The following is a 19,715-nucleotide window of genomic DNA, read 5'->3' as shown; positions in this document are numbered from 1 at the left end:
AGCAAGACCGATCACAATGCAGCCTTGAACAGAGCGGTCAGATTGTCCTCTGTCAATTCGATTGGGTTACCACCACAAGACGGATCGATGATCGCGCCTCGCACGAGTTCCGGGATCGCTGCTTCGGTCACACCCAGTTCGGACAGCCTAGTTGGGATACCCAGCGAGTCGTTGAACGACTGGACAAAACCGCGGACGCCATCAAAGCCGCCATCAATTCCCAGATAGGCTGCCGCCGACTGAAACCGATCAGCGATAGCTGGCGCATTGAACTCCAGCACTGCAGGCATGCAAACCGCATTAGTTGTGCCGTGGTGAGTGTTGAAAACCGCGCCAATCGGATGGCTCATGGCGTGGATCGCGCCTAGGCCTTTCTGAAAGGCGGTCGCCCCCATGGCTGCCGCGCTCATCATCTGCGCGCGGGCCTCGATATCCGTGCCATCTTCATAAGCGCGTGGCAGGTACTCCTTGACCAGCCGCATACCTTCCAGCGCAATACCGTGGCTCATCGGATGATAATGCGGGCTGGAATACGCCTCGACGCAATGCGCAAATGCATCCAGACCTGTGCCCGCCGTGATGAACTTGGGCATGCCAACTGTCAGCTCGGGGTCGCAGATCACCACTGTCGGCAGAACCTTGGGATGGAATATGATCTTTTTCGCGTGGGTTTCGGAATTCGTAATGACACTGGCGCGCCCGACCTCGGACCCGGTCCCGGCTGTGGTCGGCACAGCGATAATCGGCGCAATGACATCCGAATCCGCGCGTGTCCACCAATCGCCGATATCCTCGAAATCCCAAACCGGGCGCGTCTGCCCTGCCATAAAGGCAACCATCTTGCCCAAATCCAACCCGGAACCGCCGCCAAAAGCGATCACGCCATCATGGCCGCCCGCATTGTAGGCCGCGACCCCTGCCTCAAGATTTTTTTCGTTCGGGTTCGGATCCACATCGCTGAATAGCCCGCGCCCCAGCCCTGCGGCCTCCATGATATCCAACGTTGCCGCAGTGATCGGCAGATCGGCCAGCCCTTTGTCAGTGACCAACAACGGCCTTTTCATACCAGCGGCAGCACATGCCTCGGGCAGTTCCTTGATGCGGCCTGCGCCGAATTTGATAGCGGTCGGATAGGACCAGTTTCCAACAAGTGACATGTCAGGTTTCCTTTGTGATTTGAGACCTGCCCGGCCGAGGGGGTCTGAACCGGGCAGGCCGGTGCCCTTAGCCCGTGACCTTTTTAAGGTGGTAGGATTTAGGACGTGTCAAGTTGTGATAGCCAATGACGGACAAACCGCCGCCGCGTCCAGTATTCTTGCAGCCAGTCCAACAAAGACCCGGATCCAGATAATCGGCGCGGTTCATGAACACGGTTCCGGTTTCGATCGCATCGCCCACGCGTTCGGCCCGGTCTACATCGCGGGTCCACAGGCTGGCGGTCAGACCAAATTCACTGTCATTCATCAAGGCGATGGCTTCGTCGTCCGAGGACACTTTCATGATGCCGACCACGGGGCCGAAGCTCTCGTCCTGCATCACCCGCATGTCATGGGTGACGTTGGTCAGGATCTGCGGTGTCAGATAGGCTCCGCCATCGTCTTCGGGGAACGTGTCGATATGAGCCACGGCCCCGGCCGCAACAGCCTCGGCGATCTGCGCGCGCACCTCTTTGGCAAAGCGCACATTGGCCATCGGACCAATCGTTGTATCGCTGTCCAGAGGATTGCCCAGTTTATAGCCTTTCACCACATCGACTGCCTTGGCGACGAAGTCGTCATAAAGGCTTTCGTGAACATAAATCCGCTCAATCCCACAACAGCACTGGCCCGAGTTGAACATGGCACCGTCGATCAGCGTTTCCACCGCTGCATCCAGATCAGCGTCATCCATGACATAGCCCGGATCCTTGCCACCCAGCTCGGTGCCAACACCGGTGAATGTCCCAGCAGCCGCGCGCTCCATCGCTTGGCCACCACCGACTGACCCGGTGAAGTTCACAAAGTCGAACGCATTGCCTGCGATCAGGTCATTGGTCGTGTTATGGTTCAGGAAGACATTCTGAAACACATCTTCGGGTATACCCACGGAATGAAACGCTTGCGCCATGCGCTCGCCCACCAGCAGCGTCTGCGTGGCATGTTTCAGGATCACAGTGTTCCCCGCAATCAGCGCCGGGGCCACAGTGTTGATTGCGGTCATGTAGGGATAGTTCCAGGGCGCCACTACAAAGACCACGCCGTGCGGAATGCGCTTGATATAGCGTTTGAAGGTTTCATCCTCGCCCACTGCGATATCAGCCAGAGACGCCTCGGCAATCTGAGCCATATGGCTCGCACGCTCGTTAAAGCCGCCGAACTCACCGCCATAACGTACCGGACGACCCATCATATGCGCCAACTCGGGCACAATCTCATCGTTCATCGCCCCAACCACAGCCACGCCTGCCATGACAAGATCGATACGTTCCTGCAATGGCCGCGCCGCCCATTCTGCCTGTGCCGCCCGCGATCGCGCTGCCGCTTCAAACGCTGCATCCCGTGATAGCACTTCACGTTCAGCAAAAACCGATCCATCAATCGGCGAGACACATTTCAACATCTGCCCCATATCCACTCCAATTCCGAAAGAAACAGGATCCCTGCTTCATCTGGCCACAAATATCCTTTGGGTGCTGCCATTGGTGCGCCATTGGTTCGAGCGCCAATGGCGGCGGGCAAAGCCCCCAGCCGGACCCAATCTCAAGCCCGCTCAAACCCCCGGGCAATTTCCCAATCCGTCACAACCCGCTCGAATTCCTCGATCTCGACTTCCGCCGCGCGGGTATAGTGATCGACCACCTCATCGCCGATAGCAGCCCGCAGCATCGATGACCCGTGCAACGCATCCCGCGCCGCGCGCAGATTGCCGGGGATCATGCCAGTGTCACCCTGATAGACATCACCGGTGGTGGGCGATTGCAGTTCCAGGCCTTCTTCAATACCGGCGATCCCGGCGGCCAACATGCCAGCCATCGCCAGATACGGGTTCATATCTGATCCCGGAATACGACACTCAACCCGCACGGCTTTCGTCCCATCGCCGCACAGACGGAAGCCAGCCGTACGGTTGTCTACCGACCAGATGATCCGTGTCGGCGCAAAGGTACCCTTCATGAACCGCTTGTAGCTGTTGATGTAGGGGGCCATGAAATAGGTATAGTCAGCGGCATATTTGAGCAGACCCGCCATATAGCTTTTCATCAGCGCCGACATACCCAACGCGTCATCCGCATCATAAAACGCTGGCTTGCCATCCGCCCAAAGCGACTGATGCACGTGGGACGAGCTGCCCACCTTGTCATGGTGCCACTTCGGCAGGAATGTCGCCGCGTGACCGTGTTGCCAGGCGATCTCTTTCACCGCGTTCTTGGCGATCGAGTGGTATTCGGCCGTGTCCATCGCCGGTGCATATTTGATGTTCAGCTCTTCCTGCCCGGTCTCGGCCTCGCCTTTCGAGTTCTCAACCGGAATCCCCGCATTCCACAGATGGTTGCGGATCGGGCGCATCACATGCTCTTCCTTGGTGGTCTGAAGGATGTGATAATCTTCGTTATAGCCCGAGATCGGCTGCAGATCGCGGAAGCCTTCCTTGCGGATCTGGTCAAAGCTCTTCTCAAAGAGGAAAAACTCCAGCTCGGTGGCGCACATCGCGTCATAGCCCATGGCCTTCAGCCGGTTGACCTGCTTCTTCAAAATAGACCGAGGCGCGTGTGGAACCTCATCATGGGTGTGGTGATCCAGCATATCGCACATCACCATCGCCGTGCCTTCCAGCCACGGCACCGGACGCAGCGTGCTCAGGTCCGGCTTCATGACATAATCGCCGTAACCCCGCTCCCAACTGGTCGAGGCATAGCCGTCGGGTGTCGCCATCTCCAGATCTGTGGCCAGCAGGTAGTTGCAGCAATGTGTCTCTTCCCATGCGCCCGCCACGAAATGGCCTGCGTGAAACCGCTTACCCATCAGGCGGCCCTGCATGTCCACCATGCAGACCAGCACCGTGTCGACCTCGCCCGCCTCGAATTTGGCTTTCAGATCAGCCAAAATCGCATCATTGCCCATCATTGGTATCCTTTGTCACTTGCAGAGACCTCGGTTTCGATTACCTGCCGTCAGTCATCGTTGGCTTCTTTTTCCATTTCCATCACCAGGCGCGTTTCCAGAACCTGACCGCTTTTGTAGAGGATCGGATAGGCTATGGCCGCGATATGCCCGTGCAGGTCCCGCATGGACCGCAGCGTTTCCAGGTGCAGATCGGAGGACTGGAAACTCTCAGTCTGACCGCGCTCCAACCGTTTGAGGTGCGCCTTGCGGCTATTGCGGGACATCCGCTTGACCTCGGCCTTGTCCAACACCAGCCGTCGGGCACAATCCATGTCGTCCACCAACAGCACGTGACGCGCCAGCGAGAAGCTTTCCAGAATGGCCACGTGCAAATCTTTCAGCTCTTTCCAGCCCTGCGCTGAGAACTCCGAACGTTCGGTGTGTTTGATCTGCGCCGTCCGGGTCATCCGGTTGGAGACGACATCGCCCGCAGCTTCAAGACGGATGGCATATTCGACCAACCCTCGTGCGGCTTTGACCTGCCCTTTGCTCATATTCTGCCGCGGCATGCGCGCGACGAAACGGCGGATCTCGGTCAGTTGCGTATTCACCCGCTCGTCCTGCTGCCAAAGCGCTGAAATCGCGTCACTGTCATCCTGTTCGTAGATATCCAAAACGGGTCGGAACATACGCTCGACTTGCGTGATCATCTGCAACAGCTCGTGACGCACCGAGGACATCGCAACGCTGGCCCTTTCGCCGCTGGGGTCCCCCAGCGGTGTCAGCGCATCCGAAAACTGATCCAGCGCATTGGCCTCGGCTTTGGGCTCCGCCATCAGAACGGCCATCGGCTGTTCCAACTGGTTCACGAAGCCTGTGGCCAGCAGGAATACTGCCAAATTGAAACCGATATGTGCAAAAATTAGAGACTGCGCCGGGCTCGTCACCAATAGCGCCTCTTGCAACCCGCCAACATTCACGACGATCAGCATTACCAGCGCCGCGCTTCCCCGCAATAAGAGGTTGGCCAGAGGAATACGCCGGGCTGAGACGGTCATATCGCGCGTCAGCCACATTGGAATAAAGGCCGAACCCAGATTTGCTCCCAGCACCAGCGACAACCCGGCGGCAAAGGGAATTGCACCGATCTGAACCAAGGCCACGCACATCAGGATCGTCGCGACCGAGCTGTGCATAACAAAGGCCAGCACTGCGCCGACAATGAAGGCGCTGAAATAATCGGTCTCAAGATACCCCGCGATTGCGGGCAAAAACGCGCTTTCGCGGATCGGCTCAACTGCTTCGCGCAGGAATTGAAGCGAGATCAGGATAAAGGCGACGCCCAGAACGATCCGGCCCATAAGCCGTACATTCGACCGTTCGGATTTCAGGTACAGCCAACCGCCCAACGCCAGCAATGCGGGTTGAAGCCAGCCCAGATCATAGGACAGAACCTGAATGACTAAAGCGGCGCCCAAATCCGCGCCCAGAACACCCGCCAGCGCCATCCCAAACGTCACCATCCCCGCCGCAGCGAAACCGGTCAGCAAAACCGTAACGGCGGCCGAGCTTTGCAGGATCGTGGCCAGAACCATGCCAGCCCCCCCTGCAACAAAGCTGTTGGAGTGGCGTGTCAGGATCGACTGGAACAGCGCACCAAAGCGCCGTTCGATACCGGTACGAACCAAGCGTACGGCGAATAGCAGCAACATGGTTGCGGCAAAAATCTCAATCAAAAAGCTCGCGATAGCCATATGTTCACACCTCGTCTGACCGGTGCGCACAAATGTGCTTCCGGTTTTGTTTTTCTATTCTTGGAACAGACGAGAGCATAAATGATGTCGCTTATTGATGTCCAATCCCGACGCACGGGGTGCCCCACGCGTCGGGAAGAAGGGTTTCTTAGGTGTAACGATAGGGCCGACCAGCCTTTAGCATCTCGGCGTTGTAACGCTTGAAGATGTCGACAACTTTCGCTTTGGTCTCGGACTCGGCTGCGACTTCGTCCCAGAACTTCACGGCGGCTTCCTCAACGGTTACCCATTCTTCGTCCGGGATAGAGGTCAATTGCATCTTGGTGCCGTTGACGCGCAGGTTGGCCTCACCACCCCAATACCACCACTGACGGTAGTAATGTGACTGATCACAGCAAACCTTGAACAGGGTCTGCAGATCTTCGGGTAGTTCGTTCCAGCGGTCCATATTGGCAAAGAAGTGACCCGCCCAGGCACCCGACACGTTGTTGGTCAGGAAATAGTTGGTCACATCGGCCCAGCCGACGGTGTAGTCTTCGGTGATGCCCGACCACGCGATACCGTCCAGTTCGCCCGTTTGAACCGCAACCTCGATGTCTTCCCACGGCAGGGTTACCGGCACGACGCCGAACTGAGACAGGAAGCGCCCCGCCGTCGGGAAGGTGAAGATGCGTTTGCCCTTCATATCCGCCAGCGAGTTGATCGGGTCCTTGGTCGCAAAGTGGCACGGATCCCATGCACCGGCGCTGATGTGCTTGACGCCGACCTTGGAATATTCCTCGTCCCAGATCTCGTTCAGGCCCCACTGGTTGAACAGCACAGGCACGTCCAGCGAATAGCGTGAGGCGAACGGGAAATAGCCACCGAACACAGTTACTTCGGTAGGCGATGCCATCGAGTCGTCGTCCGACTGTACCGCGTCGATGGTGCCTTTCTGCATCGCCCGGAACAACTCTCCCGTGGGAACCAGCTGATCAGCATAGAACAGCTCGATCTGCATCCGGTCACCGGCGATTTGGTTGAACATCTTGATCGCAGGATCAATCACGTGCTCGGCCAAGGCTGGGCCAGCATATGTTTGCATCCGCCATGTGATCGTGTTCTGCGCCAAGGCAGGCGTCGCCAGTGGTGCGGCAGCAACGCCAACCCCAGCAGTTTTCAGAAACTTACGTCTTGTCGTCATGTCAATTCCTCTCCGTTAAAGTTTCTGTGCCCGTTCACCGAGCATTCTTATTAGTTTCCATAGACATACCCGGGCAACCACAGAGCGATTTCCGGGAAAATCATGATGATTGTCAGCGCCAGCACCATCACCGCGACAAAAGGAAAGATCGAACCATAGATGTCCCGCAGGGTGATCTCGGGCGGGGCCATCGCGCGCATCAGGAACAGGTTGTACCCGAAGGGCGGCGTCATATAGGCGATCTGCGTCGTGATCGTATAAAGCACCCCATACCAGATCAGATCAAAGCCCAACTCGCCGACCAGCGGGACATAAAGCGGTGCCACGATGACCAGCATTGCCGTGTCATCCAGGAACGTGCCCATGACGATAAAGCTTAGCTGCATCAGGATCAGGATCATCCAGGGCGACAGGCCCAGTTGGTCTGTGAATAGGTTGTCGATGGCTTTTACGGCGCCGAGACCGTCAAATACGGCCCCAAAGCCCAGCGCGGCCAGAATAATCCACATGAACATGCAGGAAATGGCCAACGTCTGCTTGGTGCAGTCTTCGAAAATCTTCCAAGTCATGCGGCGCTTGATGACGGACACAGCCAGAGCGGTCAGCGCTCCGATCGCCGAGCTTTCGACCAGCGAGGTCCAACCATTCACAAACGGTACCATCATCGCCGCGAAGATGATCAGAGGCAGCGCCCCTGCCCCCAGCAGCCGAATCTTCTCGGCCCACGGCACCTCATGCGCGTCTTCCATTGCGGGTCCCAGCTCGGGCTGAATGCGGCAGCGGATCCAGATGTAGAGAATGAACATCGCAGCCATCAGCAGACCCGGAATAATCCCCGCCAGCCACAGTTGCCCGACAGGCTGGCGTGCGATCATCGCATAGAGGACCAGAACGACCGAGGGTGGCACCAAAATGCCAAGACTAGAACCCGCCTGAATGACGCCGGTCACCATCGTCTTGTCGTAACCGCGCCGAAGCAGCTCCGGCAGCGCAATGGTCGCACCAATGGCCATACCTGCAACGCTCAGGCCGTTCATGGCAGAGACCAACACCATAAGACCGATGGTGCCGATGGCCAGACCACCATTGATAGGCCCCATCCAGACGTGGAACATCTTATACAAGTCATCCGCCAGCCGGCTTTCGCTGAGCACATACCCCATGAAAATGAACATCGGCAGCGTCAGCAGCGGATACCATTTCATTAGCTTCATCGCGGCCGAGAACGTAATGTCCTGCCCGCCTGTGCCCCAAAGCGCCAGCGCGGCAATGGTAGCCACCGCGCCAATCGCGCCAAAGACCCGCTGACCTGTGAACAGCATCAGCATCATCAATGCGAACATGAAGATGGCGATATATTCTTGGCTCATGCCCGCACGACCCCGATTTCCTGCCCGTTGATCCGGGCTATGTCTTTGAAGAATTCCGATATCGCCTGCAGCAGCATCAGGAAAAAGCCGAACACCATGATGGTTTTTACCGGCCAGATATACGGCCGCCACGCCGTCGATGAGCGTTCAAGCCGGCCAATTTCCTCACTGCCTGTCAACAGTCCAAAAAAGTAGGAGACCGGTTCATCGCCCCAATAGCCAAGGCTGTAGGCCGTCGACCCAAGCCCGCCATAAAACAATACCCCTAGGTAGAAGATCAGCAGCAGAACGGTGAAGGCATCGAACCAGGCTTTCCGGTGCGGGCTCCAGTTGTGATAAAACAGGTCCATTCGGACGTTCGATCCCAGCTGTATCGAATACGGTCCGCCCATAATGTAATAGGTCACCATCGCAAACTGCGCCATTTCCAGCGTCCAATGCGATGGCACGAAAAACGTTTTTGAGATCGAGGACCACAGCAGGATGCCCATCATCACGAACAGGCCCCACATCATGACCCGCCCGATCCGGTAGTTGACCGCATCAACGATCCGCACATATGACGCCATCGCTTTGATCACGCCGCGCCCCCTTTCTGAAACTCTGCAAGGGTCCGCGCGATCCATGACGCCAGACAGTCGGCCATCGCCTCTTGCTGCTCGGGCGTTTGTATCAGGTCATTACGGATCTCGATCATGACGTTCAACAGCCCGTTCGGCAGCGCCTGCGCGTCAAGGGTATGGGCAACTCCGTCCGCCGCCGAATACGGCTCATTCAAGCGAGTCTCATAGGGTTGGTCGGCGGGTGCTGTCATCATCATTGCCTGGGCGAACCGGTCGTCCGTCCCGTGTAATATGCCCAGTTCCACCTCACGCGTCTGACCATAATAGACTGGTGTAAAGCTGTGGACCGTGACCATAATTTCAAGCGTATCCCCGTTTTGAGAGATTAGTTCAGACAGCGCCCTGCTGAAGGGCCGGTAGATGCTCTCAATCCTGCTTTCGCGCTCTTCCTCGGACAGATCGACATTCGCTGGGATTTGATAGTCCTCGCTGCGCGCCGGCATGGCCCCTGCGGCTTCGGGCGGGCGATTGCAGTCATAGACCAGCCGGGACACCCCGCCATACACCAGCGGTGCCGACAGGCGCGTCGCCATCAGCTTGGCCACAGCCAATGCCCCCGGATCCCACGCGATGTGGCTTTGAAGCGCGCCCACGGGCAATCCCATATCCCCCAAAAACGCGGGAATGCGGCTGGACGCGTGTTCGCAGACCAGCATTACCGAATAGGGACCATCCACTGTGTCCGTGTGAACGACTGTTCCGAAGTCCAAAATACCGCCTTGCGATTCCAATTAAGATGCGTGTGGAAAAATTTCCACAAGAGACCTTAACCTGTCAATATTTTTCCTGTATAAATTTCACCACTCTTGATCTTGCTGAAAAATTATTCACACTAAGATCGAAAAGATGCAGGAGGAACGCCGCGTGCGGGTGACGGACAGGCTGCTGGCCCACAAAGACAAGATGACCCCATCCGAGCGGCAACTGGTCAGTGTATTGCTGGACGACTACCCCATGGCTGGCCTTGGCAGCATCACCGAGCTGGCCAGCACCGCCTCGGTTTCGACCACAACCGTCGCACGGATGCTGCAGAAAACCGGCTTTGACGGCTATCCGCAGTTTCAGGCCGCCCTGCGGGGTGAGGTGAAAGAGATGATCTCGGGCCCAGTCGCCAAGCGTGACCTTTGGCAGAACGACCTGCCCGAAGAACACATCCTGAACCGGTATTCCCAACAGACTCTCGCCAATCAGAAACGCACGATTGATGAGGTCGACCCCGGTGAATTCGACAGCTTCTGCAATCTGTTATGTGACCCCAACAGGCGCATTTTCATTACCGGCGGCCGCATCACCGGTACGCTGGCCCAATACTTGTACCTGCACCTGCAGATGATCCGCCCGGATGTCCGACTACTGCCCGTTGCGGCATCGTGGACGCATGACTTGCTGGACATACGCAAAGATGATGTGCTGGTGACGCTGGATGTTCGCCGATATGAAAACGCGTCACTGCTGATCGGCCAGCTGTGCCATGAACGTGAGGCTGAAATTGTTCTGTTCACCGATCAGTGGCGCTCACCCATTCATCGGCTGGCCAAACACACCTTTGCTGCGCGCATTGCCGTGCCGTCTGCGTGGGACTCCATGGCAGCCATTCTGGTTTTGATGGAATGCGTCATCGCCGAAGTACAAGAACGGCTGTGGGATTCGGTTAAAGAGCGCACGGATGAGTTGGAGCAAGCTTTTGACCGCACCAAACTGTTCCGGAAATTCGGTCAAAGCTCGGGCTCATAACGGCTTTTTACCACCCAAACGGAACAACTGAGCGTGAGGAGTGTTGCCAGCCGCATGGCAGGCCGTCACTTTGAAGGCATGAGTTTCGTGACCCAAAACCAACTGCCGCTTTTGATCCTGTTCTTTCTGATTGGATCGATTGGCACCGCCTTTCTTTTCCGTAAACCCGCCGGGCATCGTGCCTGGAAACTCGCGGACCTCGTCTGGGTCGTGCTGGGTGGCGTTGGCGCGCTGGTCGCGGTTTTGGCCGGGCTTTACACTTCGGATAGCTCGCGACTGGATCGCCAAATAGACGTGGCTTACGCCGCCGGGCTGGCCTTTGACCGTGATGCCGCGCGGTTCCGCCTGCGGTTTTGCGACCCGGCCTTTGATCCAGATACTGCTATTCTGTGCGAAAAGGTTGAATTCCTGTCGGCCTCAACCGCCAGCAATGCCGACCTGCCATTGTTCATCGCAGTCACAAATGAGGTCGCGCCACTGCAGGGGCTGCATTTTTTGTTTGGCAGTCAGGCAAAAGACGAACAGGACGAAATGCGCGCAATGGCCGACAAGGCTGATGCGTTCAACATCGATCAGTTCCTAGTCTTTACCACTCTGGACGACATAACACAGGCCGCGATCGACAACATGCGCCGCAAGGTTCCCGCGATTGCCGGAGACTATCTGATCCTGGCGCAAAGCTATGATGATCTGGTGGAACAGGTCGGCAAGTTGAAGGACGAATGGGAATACCTGCAAGACAATGCGCATATACTTGTACTGCAGATCATCGCGTTATGTCTGGTCAGTTTCGCGGCGCCGTTCCGTCTGGGCAAATCTGTGGTCGAGCTGCGCGCGTCGCTCAGCGCCGATAGTCCTGCGCCAGCTTCGCAGGATCTGCCCCCAGAAAATACCGCGTCAGAGTCCACAGGTTCCGCCCTCCCCGACGCAACCAGCCCGCACGCTCATAGCGATCCGCGCTCGTAACTGCCCGGCTGGGCAGCAAAGTGATGCCGCGCAAACTGCGGACCAAAGCGACGTCCTCCATCAAGGGTTGATCAGGAAAGCCCCCCGCCTTTCGATACATCTCACTCGGGACCAACAGGCCCTGATCGCCATATGGCAGGCCAAAAAGACGACTGCGCAGATTGGCCCAACCCGCCACCCATGCCGGCGCAAAGCCTGACGCCCGAAACGCCAAGCGAAAAGCAGCCGGGGTTCCGGTGAAAAGATGGTCGCCTACAACCTTACCCCACCCCGCTTGCAAAACCGTGTCGGCATGCAAAACAAGCAGCCAGTCCCCTTTGGCTGCGGCGCATCCTCGGGCCAATTGCCCCCCGCGCGAAGGCGGCCCTGTCACGATCTCAGCCCCGGCCTCATCCGCAATCTTTAACGTCTGATCGGCCGACCCTCCGTCCGAGACGATCAATTCGCGGATCAGCCCCGCATGCAGGCCTTCCATCAAGGCTGCAAGGGTCGCGGGAAGGCTCCCGTCCGAATTCAGGGTCGGGATAACGATGCTAATCGGCGCAGGCACGGCGGAAACCCTCTGGTCATGGCAGCGGAAACCCCTATATCACGAGGTTCGAGGAAAAGACGAGGACAACCCAGATGCCCAACCGCCGTATATTGCGCCTGAGCGGCTCGGACACGGACAGCTTTCTTCAAGGGTTGATCACCAACGACATCGCAGGGTTGGACAATGGGCTGGTCTACGCCGCCCTGCTGACCCCACAAGGCAAATACCTGGCGGACTTCTTCCTGAAGCGCGAGGGTGACACGGTTTTGCTAGATGTTGCCGAAGGCCTTGCTGATGGATTTACCAAACGGTTGGGCATGTACAAGCTACGCGCAGATGTCAGCATCGAAGACAGCGACCTGAGCCTGCAGCGCGGTACTGGCCCTGCGCCCGAAGGTGCCCTGCCCGACCCAAGGCACCCGGATATGGGCTGGCGGACCTATACATCGGGTTCGGAAAGCGACGACGGTACAGATTGGGATTCAATCCGCGTGCGACACTGCATTCCGGAAACTGGAATCGAACTGACACCCGAAAGCTATATCCTTGAGGCCGGGTTCGAGGCGCTAAACGGCGTGGACTTCAAGAAAGGCTGTTATGTCGGGCAAGAAGTCACCGCGCGGATGAAACACAAGACTGAACTGCGCAAGGGTCTGCGCAGCGTTAGCGTCACTGGGTCTGCAGCGGTTGGAACTGCAATTACTTCTGGCGGAAAACCGGCCGGTACATTGTTCACCCAATCCAATGGTCGCGGGATCGCCTATTTGCGATTGGACCGCGTGGGTAACGACATGCAGGCCGGTGACGCCACCATACAGTTGGACACTTAACGTGTTGCCGAACCGGCACGGCTGAGCAACCGATTGAATTGGTGTGGTTTGAACATAGCCAACCGCGCTGTCACACTGGTTTGAAATCAGCAATCCGGATGCACGTATGTTCCAGCTATACAGGGCAATCTGGCGCGCCAGCGCCGGACGGCAGATCATCCTCATCGTTCTGTCCATTGCGATTGCGGGTCTGGCTGCAGTTCCGCTGGAGTTTCAGCGCGACATCATCAACCACCTGACCTCGGCCGATGTAAGCACGGACAGGCTGATCTACCTGGGTGTCGGAATGATGTCGGTCATCTTACTCAGCCTCGCCCTAAAGTGGCTTTTGAGCTATCGCGCAGGAACGTTGGGCGAAGATCTGATCCGCATGATCCGCCAAAGGCTGCTGCTGCGTGCCTCAGATATCAATGTCTCGGGCGAAACGATGCGCAAGGGCACGATGACCACGGCGATTTCAGCCGAGGCAGAAGAGCTGGGGAAATTCGCGGGCGGCGCTTTCTCGGACCCGGTCGTTCAGATCGGCACGTTGATCAGTGTGATCGGCTATATCTCGTCAACGCAACCTGGGCTGGGCATGATCGCCTTTTCGATGATCGTGCCGCAGATCATCATCGTGCTGGTATCCCAACGCAAGGTGAACGTGTTTGTCGCCGAACGTGTCCGGATTTTACGCGGAGCCAACGATAAGCTGAATGTCGAGCGGATCAACGAAATCGCGCGCGAGGTTGAGGCGCAGTTCGACGAGATCTACGAAACACGGCGCAAGATGTTCATCTGGAAACTTTCGGCCAAGTTTCTACTGAGCGTCATAAACGGAGCCGGAACAGTCGGTGTCCTGATGTTGGGCGGCTATTTGGTTCTGAACGGGAAAACGGATGTCGGCACTGTGGTCGCCGCCACAAGCGGCCTCAGCCGCATTCAGGGCCCCACGGCATTCCTGATCGCCTTTTACCGGCAGGTCAGCGCCAATCGCATCAAGTATGAACTGATGCTTGAACTGTTTGGCCCCAACCCCGAACGGTATCGCCAAATCAGACGGGGCAGCTGACAAATAAACCGCGCGGCACGGGTCCACGCGGTTTTTCTTTACTCTGGCAAACGCGTGGTTAGGCGCGTTCGGAATAATCCATGGTTTCGGTGTTCACCACGATCATCTCATCCTGACCGACAAATGGCGGCACCATGACTTTGACACCGTTGTCCAGAATGGCCGGTTTGAACGAATTCGCGGCGGTCTGACCTTTGACCACAGGCTCGGTCTCAACGATCTTGCAGGTCACTTTCTGAGGCACCGTGGCGTTCAGAGCCTCGCTTTCATAAAATTCGACGACAATTGTCATGCCGTCCTGCAGAAACGGGCGGCGTTCGCCCAGCAGTTCCGCAGGCAATTCGATCTGCTCATATGTCTCGGAATCCATGAAAACCAGCATGCCGTCAGATTCGTACAGAAACTGCTGGTCTTTCTGCTCAAGACGCACGCGTTCCACTTTGTCAGCCGAGCGGAACCGCTCGTTCAACTTCGAGCCATTACGCAGATTGCGCAGTTCGACCTGTGCAAAAGCACCGCCTTTACCGGGCTTTACGTGGTCAACTTTGACAGCGGCCCATAGCCCGCCGTTATGCTCAAGCACATTTCCGGGGCGAATTTCGTTCCCATTTATCTTGGGCATGACTTAAATCCTTCACAAACGGTTGATGCGTCAGTTCCCGCTCCTATATCTGGCGGGAACACACCTGACAAGATGACGAGACTTAGTGCTGCACCTGCAGCAAGCTATGCAAATGACGCAACGCAACTATGCATTTTAAGTGTATCCGAATCGCACTTAATCGGTCATAAGAACCGTCACGCCGAAAATGCAAGAGCAAGAACAACAAGGAAGACGAGATGAGAGATTTCGTTGACGGCACTGCCTTTAACAACGAGCAAGGCAATCGTGCACGCAAACTTTTCGCGGCTGTCGTACTGGCTGCGCTGGATGACGCTATTGCCGATGACAAAAAATATGGCAATGGTCCGGAACAAATTGCCCGGTGGGCGCGCTCTCGTGATGGTCGCGAGGTCCTGTCCTGCGCGGGTATCGACCCGAATGAGCGCGTTGTTGGCGGACTGATGGAGTTCGTTGGACGTGGTGTGCGCACCTCGGTTGCGCTGTCGCGTGAAGAAAGCGAACGTCGCAACGCGGCCCAACAAGCAGAAGCCGCCTGATCCAAGGTGACTTTCGCATGAAAAAGCGCGCTCCCTAGCTGGGAGCGCGCTTTTCTTATGCCATCATTCAAAAGAACAACAGCCACTGCCGCGCGACCCACAGTTCGGCCATCAGCAGCACGGCAAAGAACGCTTTCGCCCAGATGGGCATGCCGCGACGCCACAAAACGGCGTAACACGCGACACAAAGCACGGCCGAAATTGGTGCCACCCACAAAGCGTGATGCGTGCTGTCCCAATAGCTGATGGGGCTGTGAAACACCCAATTGCTGAATGGCCAGAACTGCGGCCGCCCATCCCCGGCATGCAGCAGAAAATCCATCGAAAGATGCAGCAACCCGGCGGACGCCCCAACGGTCCAGACCTTCCAGCGCATCCATACCCCGACAAGCAAGGCCCCCCCCCAAAGGACAAAGGAATTGTCGATCGCAAACACGGTCTGCCAGCCGTCGGAAAAATAAAGCTGGTTGAAGACCACGCTTGGTGGAATCCCAAGCACGTAAAGGGACGTGCCCGCCATCAGGTAAAGCGACAGGTCCGGCAATAGCGAACCAAACAGAGCGGCCCACAGGATACGTCCCTGGGCTGGGCGGGCAAAGGCGGCAGCTCCGATCAAAAGATGCGCTGGCGTGTTCAACTTTGGCTTTTCCTTTGCCCGCAAATCAGGTCATCTGCGCATCAACATAGGAGACAGGCCATGGTTCGGTCCATCATGATTCAGGGCACCGGCAGCAATGTCGGGAAATCGGTTCTAGTGGCCGGTCTGGCGCGGGCTTTCACCCGGCGCGGGCTGCGCGTTGCACCGTTCAAACCGCAGAACATGTCGAACAATGCCGCCGTCACCGAAAATGGCGGAGAGATCGGGCGCGCACAGGCCCTGCAAGCGCTGGCGGCGCGGCGTGCGACGCATACAGACATGAATCCAATTCTGCTGAAACCGGAAACCGACACTGGTGCTCAGATCATCGTACAAGGCCAACGGGCCGGCACGATGAAGGCGGGCGATTACCGCAAGGATAAATCCAAACTTCTGGGCGCAGCGCTTGAAAGCTTTGACCGCTTGTGCAGCGACGCGGATCTTGTCCTGATCGAAGGCGCGGGTAGCCCGGCCGAAACCAACCTGCGCAAGGGTGACATCGCCAATATGGGATTTGCGCGCGCTGCAGCCGTACCCGTTATTCTGGTAGGTGATATTCACCGCGGGGGTGTCATTGCCCAGATCGTAGGCACCCAGGCGGTATTGGATGCACGCGATCTGGAGATGATCCGGGGTTTTGCCGTCAATCGGTTCAAGGGCGACGTATCCCTTTTCGATGAAGGTCGCGATGAAATCGCTGCACGTACCGGATGGCCCTGTCTGGGCGTCGTTCCCTGGTTCCATGATGCGTGGAAACTGCCAGCCGAGGATATGATGGATATCCGGTCCCACTCTGGCGGGGCCTGCAAGGTGGTTGTTCCGCAGTTGGAACGCATGGCAAATTTTGACGACCTCGACCCTTTGTCTGCCGAACCCGGTGTCTCGGTCGAGATCGTGCCAGCAGGACGCCCCCTGCCCGGTGATGCCGATTTGGTACTGCTGCCCGGCAGCAAATCCACCATTGGCGATCTGGCTTATTTCCGGGCTCAGGGCTGGGATATCGACCTATATGCCCATGTCCGCCGGGGCGGCCATGTTCTGGGCCTGTGCGGCGGCTATCAAATGCTGGGCAAGACAATCGCTGATCCGGATGGCGTCGACGGACAACCGGGAACTGTTGAAGCGTTAGGCCTGCTGGATGTTGAGACCGTGATGGCAGGGAAGAAACAGGTAACGCTCACTTCGGCCCGCGCCCTTAACGGAGGAGAACCGGTGTCGGGCTACGAAATCCACATGGGCCGTACCGAAGGCCCTGATTGCGCCCGCGCTTGGCTAGAGGTCGAGGGGCGGCCAGAAGGTGCTGCAAACGCCTCTGGTCGTATCCGCGGTAGTTACCTGCACGGTATCTTCAGCTCGGACGCATTCCGCGCGTCTTACCTGTCGCAATTGGGCGTGACCTCGGACCTGGCCTATGAAGACGGGGTCGAAGATACGTTGAACGCGCTGGCCGACCACCTTGAACAGAATATGGATCTGGACCGCCTGCTGGCGCTTGCAGAAACGCCCAAAAGCGTCTGAGTGTTATTCGAGGTCCTGCTCGGCCAGGGCTTTGTAGATTTCGCGCCGGACCATCTTACGGACGTTGCGGGTGATACGTTCGCCCAAAACACCCTGCAATTCTTCACGGACAACCTCAGCGATCATTTTGCGCAATGCGTCTTCGCTAATACCAGCTATCGCTGAATCTTCCGCTGCTGCTTCGACTGGGTGAACAGGTGGTGCGGTGATCACCTCGGGGTCGCGAACGAAAGTTGCCTTGGTCGTCGCGACAGCTTCTTTGGCCTTTGCCTGAGTGGGTTCGGCTTTCTTTCCCTCGGTATCCGTAAATTCTTTGCGCGCGCTGAATTCAAGGGCCTTCGCCGGAGTACCGGAGTACTCGTCTTCGCTGTCGCCATCCGGCTCCCACTGGTCCTCAGTGCGTGCAATCGCCGCTTCTAGGGCTTCGATCTTTGCGCTCAGACTGTTAGTCGGGTTTTTGGGCGGCTCTGGCGCGGCCTGTTCTTTGTTGGCGGGGTTTTCACGATTAACGATGTCGCACGCGCGCAGAAGCATCGGCTTGACCGACGCGTCAGCCGTGTAGCCTGCTTTGACCTCTGCTTCATTCTCCGGGCCGTCCTGAATGCTGGACGTTCCGCCGACTCGCAATGCATCGGTAAGTACCAATCGCCCGGGCTTGCGGGCGATTGAAGGCGCCGACTCCGAGGTTTGCTCACCTCTTTCACCGACTAGCCGTTTGATCGAGGACAGCACGTCCTCTACTCTGCCGTTCACGACTTTTTCCGTCATTGTTCTCTACCGCTCTATCCTCAGGATTGAGTGTAGCCAAACAAACCGGTCGTCACAACAGATAGTATTGGCCCTTAGTCGCGACGCAACGCTTTGAGAACGCGATCCAGGTCCTTGCTTTGTCTGCTGACCTGAGCCGGCGCTTTCTTGACCAGGTTATAGTACAGCGTCGGATCATAGATCTGCACGGCCAGTCCCAAACGTTCGGCGGTCAACAGGCCCTGTGCCTGCACTAACTGGTATGCGGCCCGCGATCGCTCGATCCGCGATGCAACCTCGGCCAGTTGCGCGTCCAGCAAATCCTGCTGTGCGTTCAGAACATCCAGCGTGGTCCGGGCACCCAAAGTAGCTTCTTCGCGGATACCATCAAATGCCACCTGCGATGCCCGCACCCGTTCGGTCGACGCCCGCAAACTTGCTGACGCGGCTTGGAAACGGGCGTAGGCATCTGTCACACCCTGAGTGATATCTTTCTGCACATTCAACAGATTGGCGCGCGATGCATCCCGTGTAGCCATGGCGCGGCGCACGCTTGCGGCCAAACGGCCACCAGCGTAAATCGGCTGACTGAAGTTCAGCGAAACACTGCCGTCTTCGATATTGTCATCGTTGTCATAGGTCTCAGTGATACCGGCGTCGGCGTTCAGGCTGACATTCGGACCCAGGTTGGCGCGCTGTTGCGCAACGATCAGGTCGAAGGCACGCACCTGATGCTGTGCCGAAAGAATGGCGGGGTGGTTTCGCTGCGCTAGGCTGACGGCCTGCGGTTCCGAGCTTGGCAGATTTGGCAGGCTCGGTTGACCAGCTGTGCGCCCGGGCGATTTGCCAACGGCATTCACGTATTCCGCCCGCGCCGTGTCGAGGTTACCGCGTGCAACGGCCAGATCAGCTTGCGAGCTTGCAAGCTGGGCTTGTGACAGCGCAACGTCCGTACGCGTGACTTCGCCAACATCAAACCGGTCCTGCGATGCGCGCAGTTCCTCTGCCGATACATCGACGTTGTTCAGGCGGATCTGTACGGTTTCTTCCTGCAGCAGCACTTCAAGATACGCATTGGCACCGCGGAACAAAACCTGCTGTTCAATATCAACAAGGGTCTGCCTGGTCGACAGCACCGTTTCTTGCGCCGATTGCTTGCCCAGAACAGCGGCCCCACCATCGTAGAGCAGTTGGCTGAGGGTCAGCCCCGTAAAGAAGTTGTTCGGGTCGGTTCTTGTCACCACATCGCTGACGTTGCGACGGTTATAGTTGCTGCTAATCGCGACCGTCCAGTTGATGATCGGTCGAAGCGCTGACAATGCAATTGCCACGTCTTCGTCCGCCGCACGCAACAATGCGCGGTTCTGTTCCAGCAACCCGCTGGTATTGTACGCGCCAATGAATGCGTCAGTAATATTGTCGGCCCAAACGACCCGTCCCGGTACAAAGCTAAGTGCGACCCCCGCAGTCAGCGCCAGCGCCTTGACCAGCTTTCCTCCCGCCATAGAACTCATAACGAAATCCTCT

Annotated in this window: 18 protein-coding genes and 1 pseudogene; 6 read left to right on the top strand and 13 right to left on the bottom strand. The window is 57.4% G+C overall.

Annotated elements, in window-relative coordinates; genetic code table 11:
- Nucleotides 1-11: 11 nt before the first annotated feature.
- The 8 genes from AC2FD9_RS09560 to AC2FD9_RS09525 form a co-directional block, all read right to left on the bottom strand.
- Nucleotides 12-1,157: an iron-containing alcohol dehydrogenase gene (locus tag AC2FD9_RS09560; protein WP_058274153.1), complete on the bottom strand. Its 1,146-nt coding sequence runs from the start codon at nt 1,155-1,157 to the stop codon at nt 12-14.
- A gap of 67 nt (nt 1,158-1,224) precedes the next feature.
- Complete coding sequence (locus tag AC2FD9_RS09555) at nt 1,225-2,607, bottom strand: aldehyde dehydrogenase family protein (RefSeq protein ID WP_496836563.1); 1,383 nt, start codon at nt 2,605-2,607, stop codon at nt 1,225-1,227.
- 131 nt (nt 2,608-2,738) lie between these two features.
- Nucleotides 2,739-4,100, bottom strand: a complete 1,362-nt coding sequence (locus tag AC2FD9_RS09550) for a glutamine synthetase family protein (RefSeq protein ID WP_496836562.1) — start codon at nt 4,098-4,100, stop codon at nt 2,739-2,741.
- 50 nt (nt 4,101-4,150) lie between these two features.
- Nucleotides 4,151-5,836: a Na/Pi cotransporter family protein gene (locus AC2FD9_RS09545; protein WP_496836560.1), complete on the bottom strand. Its 1,686-nt coding sequence runs from the start codon at nt 5,834-5,836 to the stop codon at nt 4,151-4,153.
- A gap of 148 nt (nt 5,837-5,984) precedes the next feature.
- Nucleotides 5,985-7,019, bottom strand: coding sequence for a TRAP transporter substrate-binding protein (locus AC2FD9_RS09540; RefSeq protein WP_058274157.1), 1,035 nt, complete (start codon nt 7,017-7,019; stop codon nt 5,985-5,987).
- A 50-nt stretch (nt 7,020-7,069) separates the two neighbouring features.
- On the bottom strand, nt 7,070-8,389 hold the full coding sequence (locus AC2FD9_RS09535; RefSeq protein ID WP_113790362.1) for a TRAP transporter large permease: 1,320 nt from the start codon (nt 8,387-8,389) through the stop codon (nt 7,070-7,072).
- Nucleotides 8,386-8,970, bottom strand: a complete 585-nt coding sequence (locus AC2FD9_RS09530) for a TRAP transporter small permease subunit (RefSeq protein ID WP_282119896.1) — start codon at nt 8,968-8,970, stop codon at nt 8,386-8,388. Before AC2FD9_RS09530 ends, AC2FD9_RS09535 begins: the two co-directional genes overlap by 4 nt.
- Nucleotides 8,967-9,722: an N-formylglutamate amidohydrolase gene (locus tag AC2FD9_RS09525; RefSeq protein WP_496836557.1), complete on the bottom strand. Its 756-nt coding sequence runs from the start codon at nt 9,720-9,722 to the stop codon at nt 8,967-8,969. Before AC2FD9_RS09525 ends, AC2FD9_RS09530 begins: the two co-directional genes overlap by 4 nt.
- A 136-nt stretch (nt 9,723-9,858) precedes the next feature.
- Between AC2FD9_RS09525 and AC2FD9_RS09520 the strand changes: the two genes are divergently transcribed.
- The gene (locus AC2FD9_RS09520; RefSeq protein WP_108860251.1) at nt 9,859-10,746 is read left to right on the top strand and encodes a MurR/RpiR family transcriptional regulator; all 888 of its coding nucleotides are present in this window, start codon (nt 9,859-9,861) and stop codon (nt 10,744-10,746) included.
- A 78-nt stretch (nt 10,747-10,824) separates the two neighbouring features.
- Nucleotides 10,825-11,580: pseudogene (locus tag AC2FD9_RS09515) on the top strand (hypothetical protein); the annotation flags it as partial.
- Nucleotides 11,581-11,587: 7 nt separating this feature from the next.
- Here AC2FD9_RS09515 and AC2FD9_RS09510 read toward each other — a convergent pair.
- Nucleotides 11,588-12,262 (bottom strand): TIGR04283 family arsenosugar biosynthesis glycosyltransferase, encoded by a 675-nt coding sequence (locus AC2FD9_RS09510; RefSeq protein ID WP_282119899.1) that lies wholly within the window; start codon nt 12,260-12,262, stop codon nt 11,588-11,590.
- A gap of 74 nt (nt 12,263-12,336) precedes the next feature.
- Here AC2FD9_RS09510 and ygfZ point away from each other — a divergent pair, with 74 nt between their 5' ends.
- Entirely contained in the window at nt 12,337-13,074 is a 738-nt protein-coding gene (ygfZ, locus tag AC2FD9_RS09505) for a CAF17-like 4Fe-4S cluster assembly/insertion protein YgfZ (RefSeq protein ID WP_282119900.1), read from the top strand.
- A 106-nt stretch (nt 13,075-13,180) separates the two neighbouring features.
- Entirely contained in the window at nt 13,181-14,125 is a 945-nt protein-coding gene (locus AC2FD9_RS09500) for an ABC transporter transmembrane domain-containing protein (RefSeq protein WP_282153716.1), read from the top strand.
- 58 nt (nt 14,126-14,183) lie between these two features.
- Here AC2FD9_RS09500 and efp read toward each other — a convergent pair whose 3' ends face one another.
- Entirely contained in the window at nt 14,184-14,747 is a 564-nt protein-coding gene (gene efp / locus AC2FD9_RS09495; RefSeq protein WP_058274164.1) for an elongation factor P, read from the bottom strand.
- 218 nt (nt 14,748-14,965) lie between these two features.
- On the opposite strand from efp, the gene AC2FD9_RS09490 reads away from it, so the two are divergent.
- Entirely contained in the window at nt 14,966-15,286 is a 321-nt protein-coding gene (locus tag AC2FD9_RS09490; protein ID WP_008757056.1) for a DUF6280 family protein, read from the top strand.
- Nucleotides 15,287-15,353: 67 nt separating this feature from the next.
- On the opposite strand, the gene AC2FD9_RS09485 is transcribed toward AC2FD9_RS09490, so the two are convergent.
- Nucleotides 15,354-15,923, bottom strand: a complete 570-nt coding sequence (locus tag AC2FD9_RS09485) for a cobalamin biosynthesis protein CobQ (RefSeq protein WP_496836553.1) — start codon at nt 15,921-15,923, stop codon at nt 15,354-15,356.
- Between the two features lie 60 nt (nt 15,924-15,983).
- Between AC2FD9_RS09485 and AC2FD9_RS09480 the strand changes: the two genes are divergently transcribed.
- Nucleotides 15,984-17,441 (top strand): cobyric acid synthase, encoded by a 1,458-nt coding sequence (locus tag AC2FD9_RS09480; RefSeq protein WP_496836552.1) that lies wholly within the window; start codon nt 15,984-15,986, stop codon nt 17,439-17,441.
- Nucleotides 17,442-17,444: 3 nt separating this feature from the next.
- Here AC2FD9_RS09480 and AC2FD9_RS09475 read toward each other — a convergent pair whose 3' ends face one another.
- The gene (locus AC2FD9_RS09475) at nt 17,445-18,209 is read right to left on the bottom strand and encodes a hypothetical protein (protein ID WP_496836550.1); all 765 of its coding nucleotides are present in this window, start codon (nt 18,207-18,209) and stop codon (nt 17,445-17,447) included.
- Nucleotides 18,210-18,283: 74 nt separating this feature from the next.
- Nucleotides 18,284-19,702, bottom strand: coding sequence for a TolC family outer membrane protein (locus AC2FD9_RS09470; RefSeq protein ID WP_496836548.1), 1,419 nt, complete (start codon nt 19,700-19,702; stop codon nt 18,284-18,286).
- Nucleotides 19,703-19,715 lie beyond the last annotated feature (13 nt).

The sequence above is a fragment of the Ruegeria sp. YTSC230 genome (assembly GCF_059609665.1).
Note: the sequence above shows the minus strand (reverse complement) of the source record. Positions and strands in the feature narration are given on the sequence as shown.